A 20,863-nucleotide genomic window follows, 5' to 3' on the forward strand; every position below is an offset into this window, starting at 1 on the left:
TAGATAAGGAATGAGACGTCAATAGTCTCATTCCTTATCTATGTTTTAAGTCCTATAACTCCTATGTCGAATCAGCGCCAGGCTGAACGTTCAATGCTACCTCAATCCTTCTTAGCAATCACGAGCACTTTGCCAAGGTCCAATTGTTTCTCGTAAAATCCCGCCTCGGCTTCGGTAAAGCCAAGCGATACGATTTTGGCACGCAGCTCATCCCCGCGGGACCGGAACAGATTCGCCAGGGCATCAAACACGCCTTCTTCCTTAATGCCTACATTATTGGCATCGGCTGCTTCCACAATCCGGCTCGTCTTGTCCGAATCATGGGCCAATACATAAATGTGATCCAGATCGTAACCGGACTGCCGTAGATTCTGAACCTCCTGAACCGCTTGCGTCCCGTTTTCCACGACTTTGGCATATGACTTCGTATTGGTGAATTCCATTGTGAAAACCTCCCCTAATAGTGTTAAACCTCAATTTAGGTTATAGTCCATTGGTTATTAACCGTAATTCTCAAGGTTGAAACAAATTTATTCACTATAATCGAAAAATAAATCGACGCCTTCAATTTCACCGGTATCCCGGTCAATGTATACCTTAAGCGCATGATGGTTCTCAAGGTATACATCTCCGTCCTCCGCCTTAAAATACGGCTTACCCAGGGATGACCGGACATGATCGGTTGACATACCTATATGCTGGCCTTCAACCTGAAAGGACTCGGCAGAGGGCTTGACATGAACATATTCCGTGTAGCCGTTACGGACTCCAACTTCCATATCTTTATAAAGAAGCTTAGTGGTTCCGCTCAGCCCGTCCTGCTCGATTCGTGCAGGCGTTCCCAGCTTGCGGACGATATCACGCTTGGTATCCGCAAGCGATATCCCGTTTAACGTCCCATAGCCCTCTGAAGAGTTGTCGCCGGTGTGTGCTTGTCCAACATCCGCAGCGGCATGAACTACAGGCGGTTGCCATATCTCGGCAGCAGGCTGCTGCGCTGCCGCAGCACCTCCACCTCCGGAGTAAACCATGAGCCCGACCATCAACAGTGCGACATTCCACATGCGACCTCCTCCTTTCATCATCTTGCCGTGTTATACCCTGGCTTGGCTTAAACCTGTTATCTGGCTTTTTGACGACGGAAACTGTTCCACAGGCCAACTGCCGTGTCCACGTAGGACAGCCAGTTCCGGCTGCGGGATTTTTCTTCCGCTTCCGTCTTCTGATAGACGGCGTCATACGACTGGAACGTGCGATCTTGTGCCGTCAAAGGCACTTCCATGCGGGCGGGCTGCTCTTTCTTCTGCTCTATCCGGGATTGCTTAAAACGGCTAACCATGCCGGCGGATATTTGCTTCACCGCATAAGTGACTTCGCTTAAAGCTTCTCCCAGGTTTTTGACGGTATCCATAACCGGATCAATTTGTTTCATCTTATGCTGAACATCCACCGTAATATCGTTCGTATTTCGAATGGTCTGCTTCACTTCATAACTCAATTCGTCGACCGTCTTTTGTACTTCCTGAAGCGTTTGTGTTACCTTTTCGAGCGATTGCGTGGCCGCCTTCAATGTCTTGATCAAAAAGAATACGAGAACCGCAAATGCCACGGCAATAATGGCAACACTGATTTGAGTTAGCATACGTTGTCCCTCGCTTTCAAGTTATGTTTGGTTTCGGATACGCAATAGTTACCCTATCCCCCACCTCACGAAACAAAGGGTTCCTTGCCATCCATGCCACTGTTCTCCAGCTTGTTTCATCCCCTGCCGCCCCGGTTAAAGAACACTACGAAGGGCGCTGCGGCAACGCCGATGGCCCCTACCGATCTTCAAATTGGATAAGAGCTCCTTACTTGGAGCAGCATGCGATGACATGCCATATATCCAATAAAATCGATGAAGAAAGCAGGGTGAATATGATGTTAAAATGGTCCGTAATTTTTCTGGTGGTTGCACTGATTGCAGGGATCTTCGGCTTCTTCGGCATCGTTGAGGCTGCAGCCAGTATCGCGAAGGTTCTGTTCTTCGTCTTCGTTGTCCTGTTTGTGATCTCTCTCTTTACCGGACGCAGACGAAGTATGTGACGGCGTCACATGTTGTTAAAGCCCGTGCATTGAATATACACATAGGAACGTGAAAAAGGGTGTCCCTCCGTTGTTAAACGGATGGGACACCCTTTTTATGGCGTGCTTGAATTTGAGGCGGCTTAAGCGTTCGTTGCTGCAGCCTCCCGGCTTCCGGCTGCCTTCGGCTCTTCCGCCGGCTTCGTCTTCTTGATGAAGAAAGCCAGAATCAAGGAAACCACGCTGATCCAGGTGGCAATAACAAAGGCATAGTTAATGCCATAAATCGTTGCTTCGTTGCCCAGCTTAAGCAGGTCGGCCTGATTCTTCGGATCGAACAGCCCCGACTGCATCAAGGCTTCTCCTCGGCTCTCCGCCTGGGTGGACATGACGGTAACGAGAATCGCGGTACCGATCGAGCCGGAAACCATGCGGAGTGTATTCGACATGGCCGTACCATGGGCGTTCAAGCTCCGCGGCAGCTGATTCAATCCCGCGGTCTGAATCGGCATCATGAGCATCGACATACCGAACATGCGGGCCGTATAGATAATCATGATCTGGCCGTAAGACATCGTTTCGGTCAGATTACTGAACTCCCACGTCGTAATGACGGTAATCGCCAGACCGATAACAGCCAGCCATCTTGCGCCAACCTTATCGAATATCGCGCCCGTGATGGGTGACATAATTCCCATCAGAATAGCGCCGGGAAGCATGAGCAGACCAGATTCCACCGGCGTGAACCCGCGAATCTGCTGCAGATAAATCGGCAGCAGGATCATCCCGGCATACATCGCCATCGTGACGATGACATTGATCAAGGTCGTTAACGTAAACATGTTGTACTTAAATATACGGAATTCCAGCATCGGATTGTCGGCCTTCATTTCCCGCCATACAAACAGGATGAGGGCAACCGTGCCGACCGCAAGGGTCGTCACAACCGGCGTGCTGGACCAGCCGTCGTTCCCGGCGTCACTGAAACCGTAGAGCAAGCCGCCGAAGCCGAGCGTCGACAAAATGATAGCGATCATGTCCAGCTTGGGCCGGCTGACCTCGGTCACGTTTTTAAGGAAGAAGACCCCGATTAACGTAGCGATAACGGAGAAAGGCAGGATCATGTAGAACAGCACCCGCCAATCGTAATGCTCCACGATATATCCGGAAAGCGTAGGACCGATCGCAGGAGCAAAAATCATGGCGATCCCCATCATCCCCATGGCTTTACCGCGGTTCTCGATAGGGAAAATGTTCAGAAATACGACGGTCATAAGCGGCATGAGAATTCCTGCACCCGCTGCCTGAACGAGGCGTCCGGTTAGAAGGAATGTGAAGTTAGGGCTGATGGCACACAGCAAGGTGCCGATCGTAAACAGCGTCATGGCGCTGATGAAAAGCTGCCTGGTCGAGAATCGTGCGATCAGGTAGGCGGTAACCGGAATCAGCACCCCGTTTACCAGCATAAAGCCTGTGGTCAGCCACTGGGCTACCGTCGGTTTGATGCTTAAATTTTCCATGATGCTCGGCAGAGCAACATTCATCAAAGTCTGGTTAAGAATGGCGACAAAAGCGCCAATCATTAATGCGGCAATGATGGGGCCTTTCTTGACAGGCTCGCCGGGGCGAGCAGCAGTATGGGTATTCATCGGAAGCTTTCACTCTCTTTCTAAGTAAGTTCGTTCATATCAATAGCATGTTTGTTCTATGTGGACAGCTGACCTTGGATATACTCAACATTCGTCAAAATTTTGCGGTACAGGGAACTCAACTGCTTAACCTCTTCATCTGTTAGAAAACCATATAACAAATCGCTCAGTTCGGCGCGTTTATTGGCCAACTGCTCGATCAGCTCCCGCCCGAGCGGCGTAATCTCCAGATGAATGACCCTGCGGTCGGTTGTATCCCTTATGCGTCGCGCGAATCCGCCTTCGATCAATTTATCGGATATGCCCGTGACCGCACCGCACGTCACATGAATGGAATCCGCCAAGTCAGACAATCTCAAAGCACCCTGTTCGTGGAGCTTCTCCAAGGCGGTGTACTGAGTTCTCCCCAGCTTAGGGAACCCCTCCTTCTGCCATTCATTCTGCACAGTCCGAAGCATCTTCTTAAATAGCATCTCCAACTCCAGAATTTCATTCCGCATGGACATGTATTTTTTACACTCCTTTAATGGTCCAGCACTCCTTCAATAGAGACACCCTCTCCTTCGCCTCTAAATACTTTAGTACTAAAACATTTATTTCTAAACATTTACTGATTATAGTAGGGTATCATTTCAGTGTCAATGTTTACATATATATTTTTTTCATAATTATTTTCTGAAAATAATGCTGTCTCATGAAAGAAAATGCAAAAAGACCCAGACATCATTTCCTTGTCTGAGTCTTTAGCCGATTCTCTTGTTTTACTTAAACAACGAAGGAATCGACATCCAATCCATCGTAAAGTTCAATTCCAGGCCATCGGACAGAAACTTAACATTCTTCACGGTTACCAAATCCGGCAAATAGTCCTTCAGCGAAATTTGAATGGGGTCAAGCCGGAACACATTCAGCGGAATCTCAACGCCACGAATCGTTGTCGATTCATGCGTCAGGTGAAGATAGCTTCCCTCGGCTGACATCTGGAAGCGCAGGACGGCTCCAAACGGCAATACGCCCCATTTTCCGTTCATGCGGGCTGTCATGGTGGTACCGTTCATTACGAAATCGGCACCGGTTATATCGACGCCAAGGTTATGCGTGCTCATATATTTCACCATGTTCTTCTTGCTGAGTTCCCCGACTTCCTCCGTGCTTAGTTTCATGCGGGTATCCCGGTTCGACACCATGGTCATCAATTTGTCCTTGAAATCAACGGATCGATAGCGCATGTCCAGGGATTGCGTAGGATAAACAAACCAGACTGCCGCACCGATGATCACAAGCAACAAGACAAGTATTCCCAATAGGAATCGCCCGGTTCGTTTCTTTCGGCGTACCATCCAAAGATCCCTCCTCCCTAAGGATTTCCCTGCTGGAGCAGGGCTTTTCCCATCCCCAAAGTATATAGGAATCCTGGAAACTTGTCACGATTTGAGAATTGTACCCAACTTTCTTGGTTCAAAACATCCAAATGGTGGTTATTACGATATTGTCAAATACTACTTCGGTCCCAAGGAGGAATCATTCCATGAAAAAAACACTAAGCATTACTGCAGCCCTAGCACTCACCCTGTCCCTAACCGCCGTAGCAAGCGCGGATCCGATTAACGGTACGGTATCCAACACTTCAGGACCGGCTCCGATCTCGGTGGAAGACCCGATCATCAAACCTGAAGAAGTCGTGATCGTACCGACGCCGATGATTGAGCTTACAAGCAAAACTTACTTCTACAACGCTCCAAACGGCGAAAAGCTTGGTGCCTTGGCTCCGCAAAAGCTCGACACCACCGGCAATCGTTACGATGTCATGCTTGGCGGGGAATGGGTTGAAGTATATACATGGCTCGGTAAAGCTTGGATTTATGTAGAGTAATCGTGTATGGCTATCGGGCTTCATGATCCTTCATGCACCCCGGCATGTTAAATGGCAGGTCAAGAGAATCTTGGCCTGCCATTTGTATACCTGCACATTCGGTATCCCTTAGGAGGATCCCTTAGGCTCCACATGAATATGGACGCTCATAATATTATGAATCTTCTCCATCTGCTCTTCGATTCGGTCACTGATCTGATGCCCCTCCAAAACGCTGATATCCGGGTCTACCTCGATGACGACATCCACCAATACATGATTGCCGTGGATTCGGGCTTTCATATCCTTGATTCCCTCGACACCGGGCGTACGGGCAATCGTGCTGCGCAAATCCGACAAACGGTTTTCATCAAAGCCGTCCGTGAGGCTATAGGTACAATCCCTGAATATTTCCCAAGCCGTTTTGCAAATAATGACGCCAACCGCTACGGCCGCCACGGTATCCAGCCAGGGCAGGCCGAATTGTGCGCCGATGATGCCGACAGCGGCCCCAACGCTGACGAGCGCATCGGACAAGTTATCCTTGGCCGCTGCCATCAGCGCCTGGTTATCGATGCGCCGCGCAAGGTTCCGATTGTAACGATATACGCCCAGCATCGCAACGGCACAGATGCCGGCTACGCCGGCAGACCATAAATTCGGCACTTCCTTGGAGCCTTCAAAAAAAGAACGGACGGCTTCAACCAGCACTTGGATGCCCACGACCGCCATGATGAAGGAGGCCACCAGCGCCGCGATCGTCTCCGCCCTCAAGTGTCCGTACGCATGATCGGAATCCGGCGGCTTCTGGGAAATCCGCAGCCCGATCAATACGGCGAGCGATGCCACGATATCCGTCAGGTTGTTGAAACCGTCGGCGAGCAAAGCACTGGATGCAAACAAGTATCCGCAGAATATTTTAAACGATGACAATACGAGGTAGGCCGCAATGCTGATCCAGGCCCCTCGCTCCCCTTGTTTGATGTTATCATAGGCATTCACTATACGCGTCTCTCCTTTGCTTGCTCCGTGCAGACTTCAAGCGATATCCATCATTATCCATATTTAATCCTAGCAAAGGTCTTTCGTGTGGGTCTAGAGAAACATAATTGCTTCGATCAAAGAACCATGGACGTAGAAAATGGTATTAATCATTGTTACCCTTGCCGGACGATTTAAAAACGAATAAAATGAGGACAAGCGAACACGAAGAGGAGGGTGATTTCTATGCCCGAGAATAATGAGCCACGCAAAGTGAATTTGGCTGATGCGATCAAGCAAAAGCTGGAACAAAAGAAACAGCAAAATACATCCGCGAACAAGCCGGGACAATTCCAAGCCGGTTCAGCGCAAAAAATGAAAAGCCAAAACAACAAAAAACCAAACAACCAGCGTCGTCGTACCGGCGGTTCGTAAAGAGCCGATCCGTAACGCACGCCAAAAAATGCTGCACCTCCCATACCTGGGAGGTGCAGCATTTTTAATGAACAAAAGGCGGGATGACAGCTTGTTGCCATCATCCCGCCGCTTAATTTCTTTAAACTTCAACCGGGTACATGCTTTCGCGAAGCCCCTTGATCTCTTCACTCTCCAGATACTCGTCATAACTCATGCTGCGGTCGATGATGCCGTTAGGCGTAATCTCGATAATCCGGTTGGCAATCGTCTGAATGAACTGATGGTCATGCGAGGTGAACAGAATCGTTCCGTCGAAATCGATCAAGCCGTTGTTGAGTGCCGTGATGGACTCCAGATCCAAGTGGTTCGTCGGCTCATCGAAGATCAGCACGTTCGCGCCGTTCAGCATCATTTTGGCCAGCATGCAGCGAACCTTCTCGCCTCCGGACAATACGCTCGCTTTCTTCAGCGCTTCCTCGCCCGAGAACAGCATGCGGCCAAGGAATCCGCGCAGGAACGTTTCGTCCTGATCCTTGGAATATTGGCGCAGCCATTCCACGAGGTTGATATCAACACCGTCAAAATAGGCAGAGTTGTCTTTTGGGAAATACGCCTGGGTTGTTGTTACCCCCCAGCTGTATTCACCGGCATCCGCCTCGGTTTCACCGGTTATGATCTGGAACAGCGTCGTTTTCGGCATCCCGTTCGGTCCAACAAATGCGATTTTGTCGCCTTTGTTTACAACAAAGCTGACATTATCCAGCACTTTTTCCCCATCCATCGACTTGGTGATGCCATCAATCGTAAGCAGCTGCTTGCCCGCCTCGCGTTCAGGTTTGAAATGAAGAAACGGATATTTACGGTTCGAAGGACGAAGATCCTCCAACGTGATTTTGTCGAGCTGTTTCTTACGGGAAGTCGCCTGCTTCGATTTGGAAGCATTCGCCGAGAAGCGTTGAATAAATGCCTGCAATTCCTTGATCTTCTCTTCCTTCTTCTTGTTGGCATCCCGCTGAAGTTCAAGCGCCAGCTTGCTGGATTCATACCAGAAGTCGTAGTTGCCGACATACAGCTGAATTTTACCGAAATCGATATCCGCAATATGCGTACACACCTTGTTCAGGAAGTGACGGTCATGGGATACCACGATAACGGTGCCTTCATAATCCATCAGGAAGTTCTCGAGCCACTGAATCGATTCCAGGTCCAAGTGGTTGGTAGGCTCATCGAGCAGAAGGTTATGCGGACGGCCAAACAACGCCTGCGCCAAGAGAACGCGCACCTTCTCGTTACCGCTCAGCTCAGACATCTTCTTATCGTGCAGCTCACGTGGAATGCCGAGACCGATCAGGAGCGCCGCCGCATCCGGCTCTGCATCCCATCCGTTCAGCTCTGCAAATTCGCCTTCCAGCTCACCCGCACGCATGCCGTCTTCTTCGGAGAAATCGGATTTCGCATACAGCTCATCCTTCTCTTTCATGATGTTGTACAGCCGGGCATGACCCATTATAACCGTCTCCAGGACGGGATACTGATCGTATTCATAGTGGTTCTGCTTCAGAACCGCCATCCGCTCATTCGGTGTCATATGAACTTCGCCTTGGTTCGGTTCAATCTCACCGGAGAGGATTTTCAGAAATGTAGACTTACCCGCCCCGTTGGCGCCGATGAGGCCGTAGCAGTTGCCCGGGGTGAATTTTATATTGACATCTTCAAATAGTGCTCGTTTGCCATAGCGGAGCGTTACGCCGCTTGTACTGATCATTAAGCATTACCATCCTTTATCACTATTGGTTTCAGCACATTATAGCATAAGTACGACGGTTATCGAAGCTTCTGGACGATATAAAACGGTTTTAAACAAATATAACCTCCTGCATGGGCCATTTCATGCTGACCAGCCACAGGAGGCCGACGATCAAAGATTACCTTTCTCCAAGTTTCATAGAACCGAGGCGTTTCTATTAATTTAGAAGAAACCAGTCGGACCGGATCCGCTGTCTTACCATAGACTTCACCGGGAATCGATTGACGATCTCGTGCGGTTGGCTAAGAAAAGCGCTGCTGCCGCAAGAGCGGTCGGTATTTTGCCCAAAACGATGACGATTAGAAGCAACTAATAAATGGGCCCGAAAGGTTATACGACCTTTCGGGCCTTTTTAGGCAGTCTGTAGTGTGTATGCCGATCGGAATCGCTTCTTGGGTTTCCGTTACGAAGTCACGCTTCTTCGTTCCGGCTGAACCTTGAAGGTTTCCCCGTACTTCAAGACGCGAATCCGCTCCTTGGCAATCCCGAGCCGCTTTCGTTCCGCTTCCATCCGGTCCAGCGCTTCCCTGGCCGTATCATCGGCCAGCTTGAAGGTCCCGTAATGCATCGGAATCATCGTCTCCGCCTTCACGTCCTGAAACGCCTGCAGCGCCTCTTCCGGATTGACGTGCTGAGACGTCATGAACCACTCCGGCTCGTATGCCCCGATCGGCATTAAAGCGAGGTGAATGTTGAACCGTTCGCCGATCAGCTTAAAACCCTCGAAATAACCGCTGTCTCCGGCAAAATACAAATTCGGCGGAAGCAGTCGGGTGCCGTCCTCTGCGACGGGTTCGTTAATGCATGGCGATTCATCGGAAGAACTCGAATCCGTCTTTCCATCCTGCAGCACGGGCTCCATCACGAATCCTCCCCAATGGGACGTATTCGTATCAAACGGTGTGCGCCGCGTCCAATGCTGTGTCGGCACGAAGGAGAATTTCACGCCTTTTATGGCGACCGATTCCCACCACTGCAGTTCGATCACGCGGCGAAAGCCTTTATTGATCATTTTCCGACGCAGACCAACCGGTACAATGATGGTGGTATCGGCACGGTACAGCTTACGGATCGAGGAAACATGCATATGGTCATAGTGGGAATGCGATATCAAAATGACATCGATCGGGGGGATCTCATGAATGGGAAGTCCAGGTTCCCCAAGGCGCTTATTAAACCCCATTCTCCGCGCCCATACGGGATCAGTCACAATATTCATGCCTTCGTATTGAATGAAGAACGTGGCGTGCCCGATCCAGGTAACGGAGGTTTCGTGCCGGTTGCTATGCAAATACTGAAGATCCGGCGTCAGGTTCGGAATGCAGTAGGAATAATCCTTCTTCTTCTGACGACGTTCGTCGCGCCACTGCTTGAACTGTTTAAGCGTTTTGTCCGTGCTGACGTTATCGATATTGTTATAGCGAATTCTTGGCATGCAGCCTCCTCCTTCCATTACCCTGTATTTTACCCGTATTGAGCTATCCGCTCAACTTTGCGCTTTGTTGTTCTTTTTACACCGAATGATTCTTGGCGAAACAGCCCGGATTTATTTTGTCCATCCCTCAATCCGAAGGGTCTTTATACTTGACGACGTAAATCGCCATAAAGGCTACGGCAGCCAGTACCGTGAGCAGCGGTGCTATGAAAATGCCGAAGTCCTCCACTTGCCTCACCCCTTCTTCGCGGATTTGCCGCGAATGTAGTTCGCATCGAACAGAAACAATCGCATCAGCAGGATCAGGGAAGGCACCAGCACGCAGAAGCCGAGAATAAACGCGGTAATCAAAGCGATGGCCATCGTATCGTTGGTGATGCTCTCATGAATGTGGATGTAATCATAGAGAATGTACGGCAGATGCGAGCGACCATATCCGTACCAGGCAAAAGCGAATTGAAGGATGACCATGATAAATGCGATGCCAAGGCGGGTGCGTTTCCACACGAGGTATACCGCGATCACGAAGCAGACGAACGACGCGATAAACATCCAGGCGATATCCAGCATTTGCCCAAAATGGACCGGATTCTGATGGTTGATCTGGAAAAACGCGAAAACCGAAGCCAGGATCGTCGGCCCGCTCCACCCCAGTGCATAACCCCGGACCACGCCGAACGCCGCCTCATCCCCGGCACGCTGCGCGTAATAGGACAGGAACATCGCCGAGATGTACAGAACGCTGACAAGGGCAAGCAGAATGACCGACCACGTGTACGGATTCGTGAAGAACGTGTACCAGTGAAGCTCCACCTTCCCGCCGTCCATATAGATGATGCCGCCTTCGGAGATGGCCAATATCGTCGACAAGGCGGCAGGAATGAGCAGCCCCGTCGCTCCGTATAGTCCCATGTATACGATATTGTTGCCCGTCTGGCTGCCATACGTATGATAGGCGTAGTAAGCGCCTCGGATGGCGAGCAGCACTAGCGCCAAGCTGCCCGGGACAAGCAGCGCGGTACCATAATAATACGCGGCATCGGGAAAGAATCCGACGAGCCCGACCACAAAAAAGATCAGGAACACATTGGTCACTTCCCAAACGGGGGACAGATATCGCTGGATGATATTGTGGATCTTGTTCTCATGTCCGGTAAGCACGCTATAGAAGCTGAAGAATCCGGCACCGAAATCAATCGAGGCCACCAGCAAATAGCCGAACAGGAACGTCCATAGAACGGTTATGGCTACCATGGCATAGCTCACTTGCGGTCTCCTCCTTCGATTTCGAGTCCCAGCAGCCGGATTTCCTCTTCCGCGCTTTTATTCCGGAACAATTGGCTCAGCACGCGGATTGCGGATACGGACAAGACCAAATACAGTAGAATAAACAGCACCAGCATCCAGCCGACGCTCGATGAAGTGGTCGCCGCATCCGATACCTTCATATATCCCCGCACAATCCACGGCTGCCTTCCGATCTCGGCAAGGAACCAGCCCAGCCATATGGCTGACATCGATAAAGGCCCTAAAGCCAATATACTGAGCAGCAGCCACTTTGGGTAAGGCTTTTTGCCAGGAAGTTTCCTTCGGAACATATACAGGAGAGGAATCAGGACGATCACGGCGCCACTGGTCACCTTCAAATCAAAAAAATAATGCACGGACATCGGCGGTCTCTCGTTCTCTGGAAATTCATTCAGGCCGATGACCTCCGTACTGGGGCTGTTCCCTGCCAGTATGCTAAGCGCGTACGGAATCTTTAACGCATACTTGATTTCGTTATTCTCATCCAGAAAGCCGCCGTAAATGAGCGGGGCTTGTCTCATCGTTTCAAAATGCCACTCGGCTGCCGCCAGTTTCTCGGGCTGGAATTTGGCCAGGAATTTGCCGGAAAAGTCACCGATCATCACGGTGGCCACGGCAAAAACAAAGGTGGAAACGACGGTAAGCTTCAGCGCTTTCTTAAAATAGACGTGCCTGCTTCCCCGAAGTAAGCTGAAAGCCGCGATGCTGGCCAGCGCCGCTGCGCTTGTCGTAAACGCCGACGCCAGCACATGGCTCACCTTGGTCGGCGTCGCCGGATTGAACATGGCCACGAACGGATTCACGTTCGTAAATACCCCGTCCACCAGCTCAAAGCCCTGCGGCTGGTTCATAAATGCATTCATGCTCGTGATAAAGAATGCAGAAGCGGAGGAGCCGATCGCCACGGGAATTAGCAGCAGCAAGTGGGTCCATTTGTTTTTGAACCGATCCCACGTATAGAGATAAATGCCAAGAAAGATCGCCTCCACAAAAAAAGCGAAGGTTTCCATGAACAGCGGCAGCGCAATGGCTTTACCGGCTACGCGCATAAAGGTGGGCCACAGCAGGCTGAGCTGCAAGCCGATAGCGGTTCCTGTCACGACGCCAACAGCCACGGTAATCACATATCCCCGCGCCCAGCGCCTAGCGAGCAAGGTATAATGGTCGTCCCCCGTCCGAATCCCCCTCCATTCCGCCAGAGCCAGCATAATGGGAATCCCGACGCCGATGGTTGCCAGAACAATATGTACAAACAGGGTCAGTCCGGTCAGTATCCGGCTCATCAGTACTGGATCCAGTGATGACATCAGGTTCACTCCTCGGGTGTGTTATCCAAAATGATGCATGTAGCGCAAATATCCTTTCACGGCTCCGTACAGCATAATGGCCGCCACGATAAAACATAGAATCGCAAGCTTTTTCTCCTGCTTCCTGTACATCGACAGCCTAGCCTCCCTTATGTATTTCGGACTTCCTGCAAGGGGTGCCGCCCTTCGCCGTAATTCTTTGAAAAACATGAATGAATTCCATCCAACATTATCAGTTTTACAAACCCTTCCTCTTTTTATCCAAAGTCCGGTCAATTTGTTGGAATCCTGTGCATGATGTTTTTTCCGGCATGGAAAAGAGGTACAATAAGAGGATAAGGAGGCGATAAAAACCCATGAAAATTACATTCATTGAACCAACCCCGAGCCCGAACTCCATGATGCTTCATCTTGACGAAACCCTGGAGTCCGGAATTCGCAGAACATATACACTAGACAACGAACGGTCGGCTCCTCCCTGGATCAGACAGCTGCTCCATATCCCTGGCGTAAAGAGCGTGTTCCACACCCTCGATTTCATCGCGCTCGACCGTAAAGGCAACGCCGATTGGCCTTCCATTCTGGGAGCCGTTCAAGAAATATTCGGCCAGGAGGGACTCGCCGCCGGACTCAAGGAAGGCGCGGATGATATCGCATTTGGGGAAGCCCAGGTGTTCGTGCAATATTTCCGCAATATTCCGATGCAAATTCGTGTCAAAAGCGGGAATCAGGAAGAACGTATCGGTCTGTCGGAGCGCTTCTCCCAAGCCGTAGCCGCCGTAGGGACTTCGACGCTTATCAAGGAACGCAAACTCAAGGAGTACGGCGTACGCTACGGCCAGCTGGAAGACATCGCCCGTGACGTGGAGCAGGAGCTGGAAGCCGCATTCCCGCAGGAGCGCCTCGATAAGGTCATTGCCCAGGCGATTGCCCACGGTGCCAGCGACGAGGATTTCGTCGAGCAGCGCCGGAAGCTGACGGACGAGGAAACCGAGGCCGCGATGCAGGATGAGGACTGGCGCGTACGTTATGCCGCGCTGGATGCGCTGGAGCCGACGGAGAAACACATTCCGCTGCTTCGCAAAGCGCTTCGGGATCCGAAGATGCAGATCCGCCGGCTCGTCGTCGTGTACTTGGGCGACCTTCGGACGCCTGAAGCGATGGAGCTCCTGTATGAAGCCATGCGCGACGAAACGCCGGCCGTTCGCCGTACCGCTGGAGATACCTTGTCCGATATCGGCGATGCCGCCGCTACCCCGGTCATGGTCGAATCGCTCAAAGACAGCAGCAAGATCGTTCGCTGGCGTGCAGCCCGCTTCCTGTATGAAGTCGGTACGGAGGAAGCGCGTTCCGCCCTTGAAGAAGCTGCCAACGATCCGGAATTCGAAGTAAGCCTGCAGGCGCGAATGGCGCTGGAGCGCATCGAATCCGGCGAAGAAGCTGCCGGAACCGTCTGGCAGCAAATGGCTAAACGGAATCAATCGTAATCGCTCGGCGGAAACCGCCTTGAACCGTAAAAATTAACCATTGCTTCTGACATGGAATGTGATTTATACTTAGGACTCTCTTGTTAGAAATTGAATATACAGATAGCCTCATCATTCCAAGATGAGGTAGAGGTTGCAGACATGATCAGTAGTTGTGCCGAGGCAAAGAGAAGCCGGTGAAGCACAGTGAAAGGCATGAATGCCGAAGTGCAGGGTATCCTCTTGTATCCTGTGCTGGGGCCGTTGTCGAAAGAGACGGAACTGTCACGGGGATTTCCCCGTGTTGTGCTATCTTCATGGAGGGTATGATGCGGATACGATCAAGACCGCAGGTATAGGACCTGCGGTCTTTTTGTTCTAACAGGGTATATTTTAAATATCATTTCTTAATGTATAGAAGGAGTGTTCGACCTTGAATCGCAAAAAAGCACCGGCTGCTTCGCTTAAGCAGAGCTTTAAAGCCCGTCATATGACGATGATCGCCCTTGGCGGATCAATCGGTACGGGCCTGTTCCTGGCAAGCGGAACGGCCATCGCCTCTGCCGGTCCGGGCGGAGCGCTTATCGCGTATGCCGCCGTAGGCCTCATGGTTTACTTTCTGATGACCAGCCTGGGCGAACTCGCTACGTATCTTCCGGATTCCGGCTCATTCAGCACCTACGCCTCCCGGTTTGTCAGTCCCGCCTTCGGATTTGCCGTCGGCTGGAACTTCTGGTACAACTGGGCCGTTACCATTGCCGCCGAACTCGCGGCGGCGACGGTTATAATCAAGTTCTGGTTCCCGGACAGCCCGTCATTTCTGTGGAGCCTTCTGTTCCTGGCGATTATGTTCGGCTTAAACATTCTATCCGCCAAAGGATACGGCGAATCGGAATATTGGTTTGCTATCATTAAAGTAGCGACTGTCATTGTTTTCCTTATCATCGGCGTCATGATGATTTTCGGCATTCTTGGCGGCGAAGCGGTCGGATTCAGCAACTTTAGCCTAGGCGACGGGCCGGTACACGGCGGATTCTTCGCGCTGGTCGGCGTGTTTATGGCTGCAGGCTTCTCCTTTCAGGGAACCGAGCTGATCGGGGTAGCCGCTGGCGAAAGCGAGAATCCGAGAAAACATGTGCCCAAAGCCATTCGTCAGGTTTTCTGGCGCATCCTGATCTTCTATATTTTCGCCATTTTTGTTATCGGCATGCTGATCCCGTACACCCATCCGAGCTTGCTTCAATCCGGGGTCGACAATATCGGTGTCAGCCCATTCACCCTGGTGTTTGAGAAAGCCGGCCTTGCGTTTGCGGCTTCCGTAATGAATGCGGTCATTCTCAGCTCCGTGCTGTCTGCCGGCAACTCCGGGATGTATGCCTCGACCCGCGTCCTGTATGCCATGGCGAAGCAGGGCATGGCTCCGAAATGGCTGAGCCGCCTGAACAGCCGCGGCGTGCCGGTTGCAGCCCTGATCGTAACCTCCGCCGTGGGCATGCTGGCGTTCCTGGCCTCCTTCTTCGGCGATGGCGTCGTTTACGTGTGGCTTCTTAACGCCTCCGGGATGTGCGGATTCATTAACTGGCTGGCGATTGCGGTGAGTCATTACCGCTTCCGCAAAGCCTACGTTGCCCAAGGCAAGGACCTGAAGGATCTTCCCTTCCGTGCGCGCTGGTTCCCCTTCGGCCCCATCTTCGCTTTCCTGCTCTGTCTCGTGGCCATTATCGGTCAAGGCAATTTCAGCGGGGAGATCGACTGGTTAACGATCATTGCCACGTATGTCAGCATTCCGTTGTTCCTCTCCATCTGGTTCGGCTACCGCTTGATTAAGAAGAGCCGCATCGTGCCATTGGATGAGTGCGATTTGAGCACGGATGCCAAATCATAATAAAGACGAACATGCAAAAAAACAGCTTCCTCCCGTTGTTGGGAGGAAGCTGTTTTTCATTTGGCACGGACGTCTACCATATGATCTGCACTCTAAGATCACCCGTGTTTTCAAAAGCATTGTGATAATACTTGATGGACCCCAGATTGTTCTTTAACTGCAGCTGCTGGAGCACGCTCACAAGCTCTCGCTCGCTCCCGTCAAACCGGAATACCAGCTTACGGCTGCCTTCCGCCTTCGCTGCCTTCACCAGCGGCTGAAGCTGAAGGTGGGAGCTGACGATGGCGCGGGCATCGTATAACTGATACTCCAGATCCTTCTTAATCGCTTCATATGATCCCGCTTTCGAACGATCCTTCGCGGCCAGCCCGGCCAGCGTGTTGCGGTAAAGCGTATTCGCCTTCGGATAGGATTTCACCCAGGTATGATCCCGGCCCATCTGCTCATCCGTTCGGAGGTAATACGTGTAGGATACCTCGTTGTCACGATCAGGAACGGGATCGTTCCACGTCGTGTCCAGGTGGTACCATTTGCCGTCCAAAAGAACCAGATTCCAGGCATGGAGCTGGCCCTCTGGATTGTCGGAGGCGTAAGCCGTACCCTCCACGATTTTGTTCTGAATCCCGGCTTCCTTCAGCAGCTTATGCGTTAATAGAGAATAACCCTGGCATACCGTGCTCCCCGTGTAAAGCCCGTCATAGGCCGTATATTTCGTAAGCGTCGTATCGTATTTCAAGTTGCGGACAACCCAATCATGGATGGCTTTCACCTTCTCATGATCATTCATGCCCGGCTTGATGATCTGCTTCAAAATGCGGTCGGTATGCTGGTTCACGTAGTTCGTCTGCTCCGCGGTCTCGCGATAGCTCAACCGGACGGTAACATTGGCGGAACTGGATGTTCCACGATAGTCGTAGCTATAGCTGGCAATGGTGTAATGGATATAAGGATCACTGGCCATCGCCTGATCAAGTGCGTCTTTTAGCTGCGATTTCAGCGATTTGGTCTCGCCCTGGTAAACAAAACGCACCGTCGATTGCCTGTCGCTCATCGCTGTCAGCAGTTTCTGCTGTATCGCATGGACCGACTTCACGACCGCTTTGTTGGAAGTGGCATAGACATCACTGAGATTAGCTGGTTCTGGTACTGCTGCAACGGTTACCGCCAAAGTCCCTATGAACAGTAATTTAACGATCGTTCCTCGGCTTCGTTTCATCGGTACACCCGCCCTTCATCTTCCTCATCCGTATGCACCATCATTGTAACACATAACATCAGGGCTTAAGGGTTCTAGTTTTGTCGACCGGGCACGAATATTAAATACTACCAATAGAATGAGGACAAGAAGGAATCGCTTCGTCCCGCCAGCTTCGACATACGGACCAGAACCTCAGCCGCTTCCGCGCGCGTCACTTCGCGATTAGGCAGGAACTTGCCATCCACCGCCGGAAGAAGTCCCAGCTTGAGCGCGATCAGGGCTGCGCCTTTGTTCGTCACGGCGTCGGCATCGGATATCCCCTGCACATCGGTTGGAAGAATAAAGGCTTTGGACAGCTTCTCGTAATTCAAAATCCGGGTCAGCGAGCTTGCCAGTTCATCCCTGGTCAGCTTACGGTCCAGCTGCAGCGGGCTGTCCGGGTCATACGGAATCCAGTTCTGCCCGATCAGCACTTGGATGGCCTGGTAATACGGATGGTCCGGCTGCAGGCCCGCGTACGGATCCATGGTGGATCTTCCGTACACCTGCTCGTAGGACGGGCTAACCGAAGCCGCTACCAGCTGATACCATTCTCCAAGGGTGATCTGACGATCCGGGTACACCTTGCCGTCCTTGTCCGGAACCAATACCCGATATTTCACCAGCTCCTTGAGAGCCGCTTCGGCTGAATGCCCCGCCGCGTCAGTCACTGGCGGAATATCCTTCCGGTTCATTTCCGGCATGATATCGCGCCATTCTCCGCTCTTGGCATCGAGCGGTACCTGCATGCCGCCTAAAGCCTGCTGTTTATGTGTCGGATAATAAATCAGCTTGATGAAAGGCTTGGTGATTTCATTATTGGCAGACAGGTAACCGCCGTAATAGCCGTATTTCAGCTTCAGGTCAATCTCCTTCAAATACTGCGCTCTTGCCTGCTCCTCGGTAATGGCCGGCTTTACGTCCGTTGGCAGCTTGGAGAGGACGCCTTCCGAATTCACGCTAAAGCCCTGGATTTGCCCGTTGGCCTCAATCGTGAGGTTCAGGGAATCGCCCATGACGCGAATATCGCCGACATAGCGCTGGAATGAAAATTGATAGTTGAGGGTTTTCGTGTCCTTACCCATTTTATCAACCGATGTCAGCTTCCATTCCTCGGAAGCATTGGGCACCAGCTTGATTACCGTCTTGAAAGCAAGATCCTGCGCAGCCTGCTGCGAAATCGGGTTCTTCACTTCCGCAGTTTCGGTCCGGTCATAACGATATCGGTTGTACGAGTAGATCTGTCCGGTCTTGGCGTCCACCTCGGCGGATACCATCTCTCCTCCGCCCATGGCGGAGATCGCATGTTCGCCCCATCTGATGTTCCACGTCTTAACCTCTTTGTTGTTCCATCTTGTACCCAGACTCTTGGATTCTGTCTTCAAGCCTGACGGCAGCTTGATCTGCGACTCCACCCATCGGGCTGCCGCATCACCGCCGGCGAATGGACCCGCGATCGGCTTAAAGGTTTCTTCGGTTGCCGGAATCGTGCCGTCCTCAACGGAGACAAGCCCGCTCTCTTCCCCCGTGAAACTGATGAATTTGCCGGTATTGGCATCCATTGAATAACCTGACAGATCATTAGGTATGTAACCTAAAAAATATTCGCCTTTGGCATTGTTATATAAATTTTCCGGCACATAGGCCAAGGATACTTGGAATTGATCTTCAAACAATTTGCGGATCGAGGCCTCGTTCAATTTCGGCGTAGATGAAGGAAACTCCTCACTGACTTGATTGCGGGAATATTGAATCGTATTGCCCTGTCCATCCAGCGTGATCGTAATGCTGTTCACATCCGATTCAATTCCGTTCACCGAGGTCTGGAAATAAAAATCAAACCGGGGCGGACTGAACAAAACAGCTTGCATACCGAGATACGCTTCATTCTCCTTAAGCTCGCTTGCCTTCACGTCCGACACGTGGGTGCTGATCCATTTCAGCGCCTTCTCCTTGGCTGCTTCCCGGGTTAACGCCGGTTTGTCGCTATCCTGCTTCAACAAAGAGTTAGGGAGATAGATATGAATAAGTTCACCCGTAACCGCATTGACCTGGGCATTGAAGCCGGAGCTTGAGTTCCCTTTGGTCAGCACCAATTGCAGATCCCATGCAAGCGCACTTGATCTCATGTCGTCATTCTCCAGGAACTGCACGTTCGACACCTTTACATTCTTGAGTTCAGGAAAAGCCTTCTTCACGATTTCTTCCGCCTGTTTGGACGAAATTTTTGCACCCTTCGGTATTTCGTTATCCGTAACGCTTTCGGAACCGGCTTGACCACTGTTGTCGACGGAAGTTACCGTTTCGGATACAGCGACTCCGCTGCCCGGAACGGAATTATCCCCCCATACCGGCTGCGCCAAACAAAGCATGGCCGTAGCCGTAACCGCACAAACGGTCTTTTTTACCCTTACTTTCTTCTTCCCCGATGAATTCACTTGATTCGCTCCCTTCCATTTCTTGAACCTAACCATGCATTACTTACACACGATGCTATCCTCAACAAGTGCCTGTACACGGCAGCAATGACATAACCAAGCTACCTAAATAATACCATAACTTGTCTATATATTCCTTATGTAGTAAGCTTCCAAAACATAACCTGCGTGGTTAAGGATGAACAAAGTGTAACTATTTCGCCGCTTCCACGAAAGCCGCTGCACGGCGCTGGATCTCGTCCGAATTCCCGGACGCAAGCGTATCCTTCGGAAGCAGCGCGCTCCCTAAACCCACCGCTGCCGCGCCTGCGTTAAAATAATCCGGAAGATTGCCCAGCGTAACTCCGCCCGTGGCAAGCAGCGGAATGTGATTCAGCGGGCCCTGAAGCTCCCGGATAAACGACAAGCCGAGGCTTGCCATAGGAAACAGCTTCACGATCTCCGCCCCGGCGGCGTACGCCGCAACGATCTCCGTTGGCGTCATCGCCCCGGGCCATACGTCGATTCCCTGCTCCAGGGCAAATTCGATGACGGAAAGATCCGTGTTCGGCGAGATCAGGAATTGGGCTCCGGCAGAGACCGCTTCCTTGGCCATCTCCACATCTAGGACGGTACCCGCGCCGACATACACGTCACCGTCATAGCGGGCGCGCCAATCCTGAATCATATGTAAAGCGCCCTTCGTATTCATCGTCACTTCCATAAACCGGATTCCGCCCCGGGCCAACCCTTCCCCCACGAAGCCCGCTTGTTCTTTTGTAATGCCGCGCACGATAGCAACGATTTTCTCGCGTTTCAGTTCGGCTGTCAGTTTCATTGACGTCCCCCCATCTCTTTTTTACACTTTCCGCGCCATCCTTAATCGGATTGGCCGCAGATGTTACACAATGATCACAGGCCATCCAATAAAGGGAACCTGAAAATCGATATCCAAACCGGTTCCCATCGAAGAGGGTCGACCCTCATTCCCCGGCGTAACCTGCTTATGACTTCAACCTGCTTCAAGTATATGCGGTC

At 51.5% G+C, this 20,863-nt stretch carries 19 protein-coding genes and 1 riboswitch; of the genes, 5 read left to right on the forward strand and 14 right to left on the reverse strand.

Going from position 1 to position 20,863, the window contains the following annotated elements:
* Window positions 1-101: 101 nt before the first annotated feature.
* The 3 genes from MHI43_RS28140 to MHI43_RS28150 all read right to left on the reverse strand — a co-directional run bounded on the left by MHI43_RS28140 (window position 102) and on the right by MHI43_RS28150 (window position 1,642).
* On the reverse strand, window positions 102-443 hold the full coding sequence (locus MHI43_RS28140; RefSeq protein WP_009594092.1) for a general stress protein: 342 nt from the start codon (window positions 441-443) through the stop codon (window positions 102-104).
* A gap of 87 nt (window positions 444-530) precedes the next feature.
* Window positions 531-1,064, reverse strand: coding sequence for a hypothetical protein (locus tag MHI43_RS28145; RefSeq protein ID WP_015737483.1), 534 nt, complete (start codon window positions 1,062-1,064; stop codon window positions 531-533).
* A gap of 56 nt (window positions 1,065-1,120) precedes the next feature.
* On the reverse strand, window positions 1,121-1,642 hold the full coding sequence (locus MHI43_RS28150; RefSeq protein ID WP_036663863.1) for a DUF948 domain-containing protein: 522 nt from the start codon (window positions 1,640-1,642) through the stop codon (window positions 1,121-1,123).
* A gap of 278 nt (window positions 1,643-1,920) precedes the next feature.
* Here MHI43_RS28150 and MHI43_RS28155 point away from each other — a divergent pair, with 278 nt between their 5' ends.
* On the forward strand, window positions 1,921-2,085 hold the full coding sequence (locus MHI43_RS28155; protein ID WP_036663891.1) for a DUF1328 domain-containing protein: 165 nt from the start codon (window positions 1,921-1,923) through the stop codon (window positions 2,083-2,085).
* 122 nt (window positions 2,086-2,207) lie between these two features.
* On the opposite strand, the gene MHI43_RS28160 is transcribed toward MHI43_RS28155, so the two are convergent.
* The 3 genes from MHI43_RS28160 to MHI43_RS28170 form a co-directional block, all read right to left on the reverse strand.
* Window positions 2,208-3,713: a DHA2 family efflux MFS transporter permease subunit gene (locus MHI43_RS28160; protein ID WP_036663862.1), complete on the reverse strand. Its 1,506-nt coding sequence runs from the start codon at window positions 3,711-3,713 to the stop codon at window positions 2,208-2,210.
* A 56-nt stretch (window positions 3,714-3,769) separates the two neighbouring features.
* Window positions 3,770-4,219, reverse strand: coding sequence for a MarR family transcriptional regulator (locus MHI43_RS28165; protein WP_036663861.1), 450 nt, complete (start codon window positions 4,217-4,219; stop codon window positions 3,770-3,772).
* A 255-nt stretch (window positions 4,220-4,474) separates the two neighbouring features.
* Window positions 4,475-5,053 (reverse strand): hypothetical protein, encoded by a 579-nt coding sequence (locus tag MHI43_RS28170; protein WP_015737487.1) that lies wholly within the window; start codon window positions 5,051-5,053, stop codon window positions 4,475-4,477.
* A gap of 188 nt (window positions 5,054-5,241) precedes the next feature.
* On the opposite strand from MHI43_RS28170, the gene MHI43_RS28175 reads away from it, so the two are divergent.
* Window positions 5,242-5,586: a hypothetical protein gene (locus MHI43_RS28175; RefSeq protein ID WP_009594133.1), complete on the forward strand. Its 345-nt coding sequence runs from the start codon at window positions 5,242-5,244 to the stop codon at window positions 5,584-5,586.
* A 108-nt stretch (window positions 5,587-5,694) separates the two neighbouring features.
* On the opposite strand, the gene MHI43_RS28180 is transcribed toward MHI43_RS28175, so the two are convergent.
* Window positions 5,695-6,570: a cation diffusion facilitator family transporter gene (locus tag MHI43_RS28180; protein ID WP_036663860.1), complete on the reverse strand. Its 876-nt coding sequence runs from the start codon at window positions 6,568-6,570 to the stop codon at window positions 5,695-5,697.
* A gap of 222 nt (window positions 6,571-6,792) precedes the next feature.
* Here MHI43_RS28180 and MHI43_RS28185 point away from each other — a divergent pair, with 222 nt between their 5' ends.
* A complete protein-coding gene (locus MHI43_RS28185) occupies window positions 6,793-6,981 on the forward strand; it encodes a hypothetical protein (RefSeq protein ID WP_009594046.1) in 189 nt (62 codons plus the stop codon).
* Window positions 6,982-7,102: 121 nt separating this feature from the next.
* Here the strand turns inward: MHI43_RS28185 and MHI43_RS28190 are convergent, their stop codons facing one another.
* The 4 genes from MHI43_RS28190 to MHI43_RS28205 all read right to left on the reverse strand — a co-directional run bounded on the left by MHI43_RS28190 (window position 7,103) and on the right by MHI43_RS28205 (window position 12,820).
* Window positions 7,103-8,728, reverse strand: coding sequence for an ATP-binding cassette domain-containing protein (locus tag MHI43_RS28190; RefSeq protein WP_015737489.1), 1,626 nt, complete (start codon window positions 8,726-8,728; stop codon window positions 7,103-7,105).
* Between the two features lie 445 nt (window positions 8,729-9,173).
* On the reverse strand, window positions 9,174-10,205 hold the full coding sequence (locus MHI43_RS28195) for an MBL fold metallo-hydrolase (protein WP_015737490.1): 1,032 nt from the start codon (window positions 10,203-10,205) through the stop codon (window positions 9,174-9,176).
* 234 nt (window positions 10,206-10,439) lie between these two features.
* The gene (locus MHI43_RS28200; protein ID WP_015737492.1) at window positions 10,440-11,471 is read right to left on the reverse strand and encodes a cytochrome d ubiquinol oxidase subunit II; all 1,032 of its coding nucleotides are present in this window, start codon (window positions 11,469-11,471) and stop codon (window positions 10,440-10,442) included.
* Window positions 11,468-12,820 (reverse strand): cytochrome ubiquinol oxidase subunit I, encoded by a 1,353-nt coding sequence (locus MHI43_RS28205; RefSeq protein WP_015737493.1) that lies wholly within the window; start codon window positions 12,818-12,820, stop codon window positions 11,468-11,470. The genes MHI43_RS28200 and MHI43_RS28205 overlap by 4 nt, the downstream gene beginning before the upstream one ends.
* 356 nt (window positions 12,821-13,176) lie before the next feature.
* Here MHI43_RS28205 and MHI43_RS28210 point away from each other — a divergent pair, with 356 nt between their 5' ends.
* Window positions 13,177-14,307 carry a virulence factor gene (locus MHI43_RS28210; RefSeq protein ID WP_015737495.1) on the forward strand — a complete coding sequence of 377 codons (1,131 nt, stop codon included), beginning with the start codon at window positions 13,177-13,179 and terminating at the stop codon, window positions 14,305-14,307.
* A 119-nt stretch (window positions 14,308-14,426) separates the two neighbouring features.
* A riboswitch (Lysine riboswitch) is annotated at window positions 14,427-14,606 on the forward strand.
* Window positions 14,607-14,719: 113 nt separating this feature from the next.
* Window positions 14,720-16,171, forward strand: a complete 1,452-nt coding sequence (locus MHI43_RS28215; RefSeq protein ID WP_015737496.1) for an amino acid permease — start codon at window positions 14,720-14,722, stop codon at window positions 16,169-16,171.
* 73 nt (window positions 16,172-16,244) lie between these two features.
* Here the strand turns inward: MHI43_RS28215 and MHI43_RS28220 are convergent, their stop codons facing one another.
* The 3 genes from MHI43_RS28220 to MHI43_RS28230 all read right to left on the reverse strand — a co-directional run bounded on the left by MHI43_RS28220 (window position 16,245) and on the right by MHI43_RS28230 (window position 20,663).
* Window positions 16,245-17,387: a transglutaminase domain-containing protein gene (locus MHI43_RS28220; RefSeq protein WP_015737497.1), complete on the reverse strand. Its 1,143-nt coding sequence runs from the start codon at window positions 17,385-17,387 to the stop codon at window positions 16,245-16,247.
* 107 nt (window positions 17,388-17,494) lie between these two features.
* A complete protein-coding gene (locus MHI43_RS28225; RefSeq protein ID WP_341283186.1) occupies window positions 17,495-19,882 on the reverse strand; it encodes a YcdB/YcdC domain-containing protein in 2,388 nt (795 codons plus the stop codon).
* Between the two features lie 157 nt (window positions 19,883-20,039).
* The gene (locus tag MHI43_RS28230) at window positions 20,040-20,663 is read right to left on the reverse strand and encodes a bifunctional 4-hydroxy-2-oxoglutarate aldolase/2-dehydro-3-deoxy-phosphogluconate aldolase (RefSeq protein WP_036663857.1); all 624 of its coding nucleotides are present in this window, start codon (window positions 20,661-20,663) and stop codon (window positions 20,040-20,042) included.
* Between the last annotated feature and the right edge of the window lie 200 nt (window positions 20,664-20,863).

The organism is Paenibacillus sp. FSL H8-0457, from assembly GCF_038051935.1.
In the GTDB taxonomy this organism is placed as follows: domain Bacteria; phylum Bacillota; class Bacilli; order Paenibacillales; family Paenibacillaceae; genus Paenibacillus_AQ; species Paenibacillus_AQ lautus_A.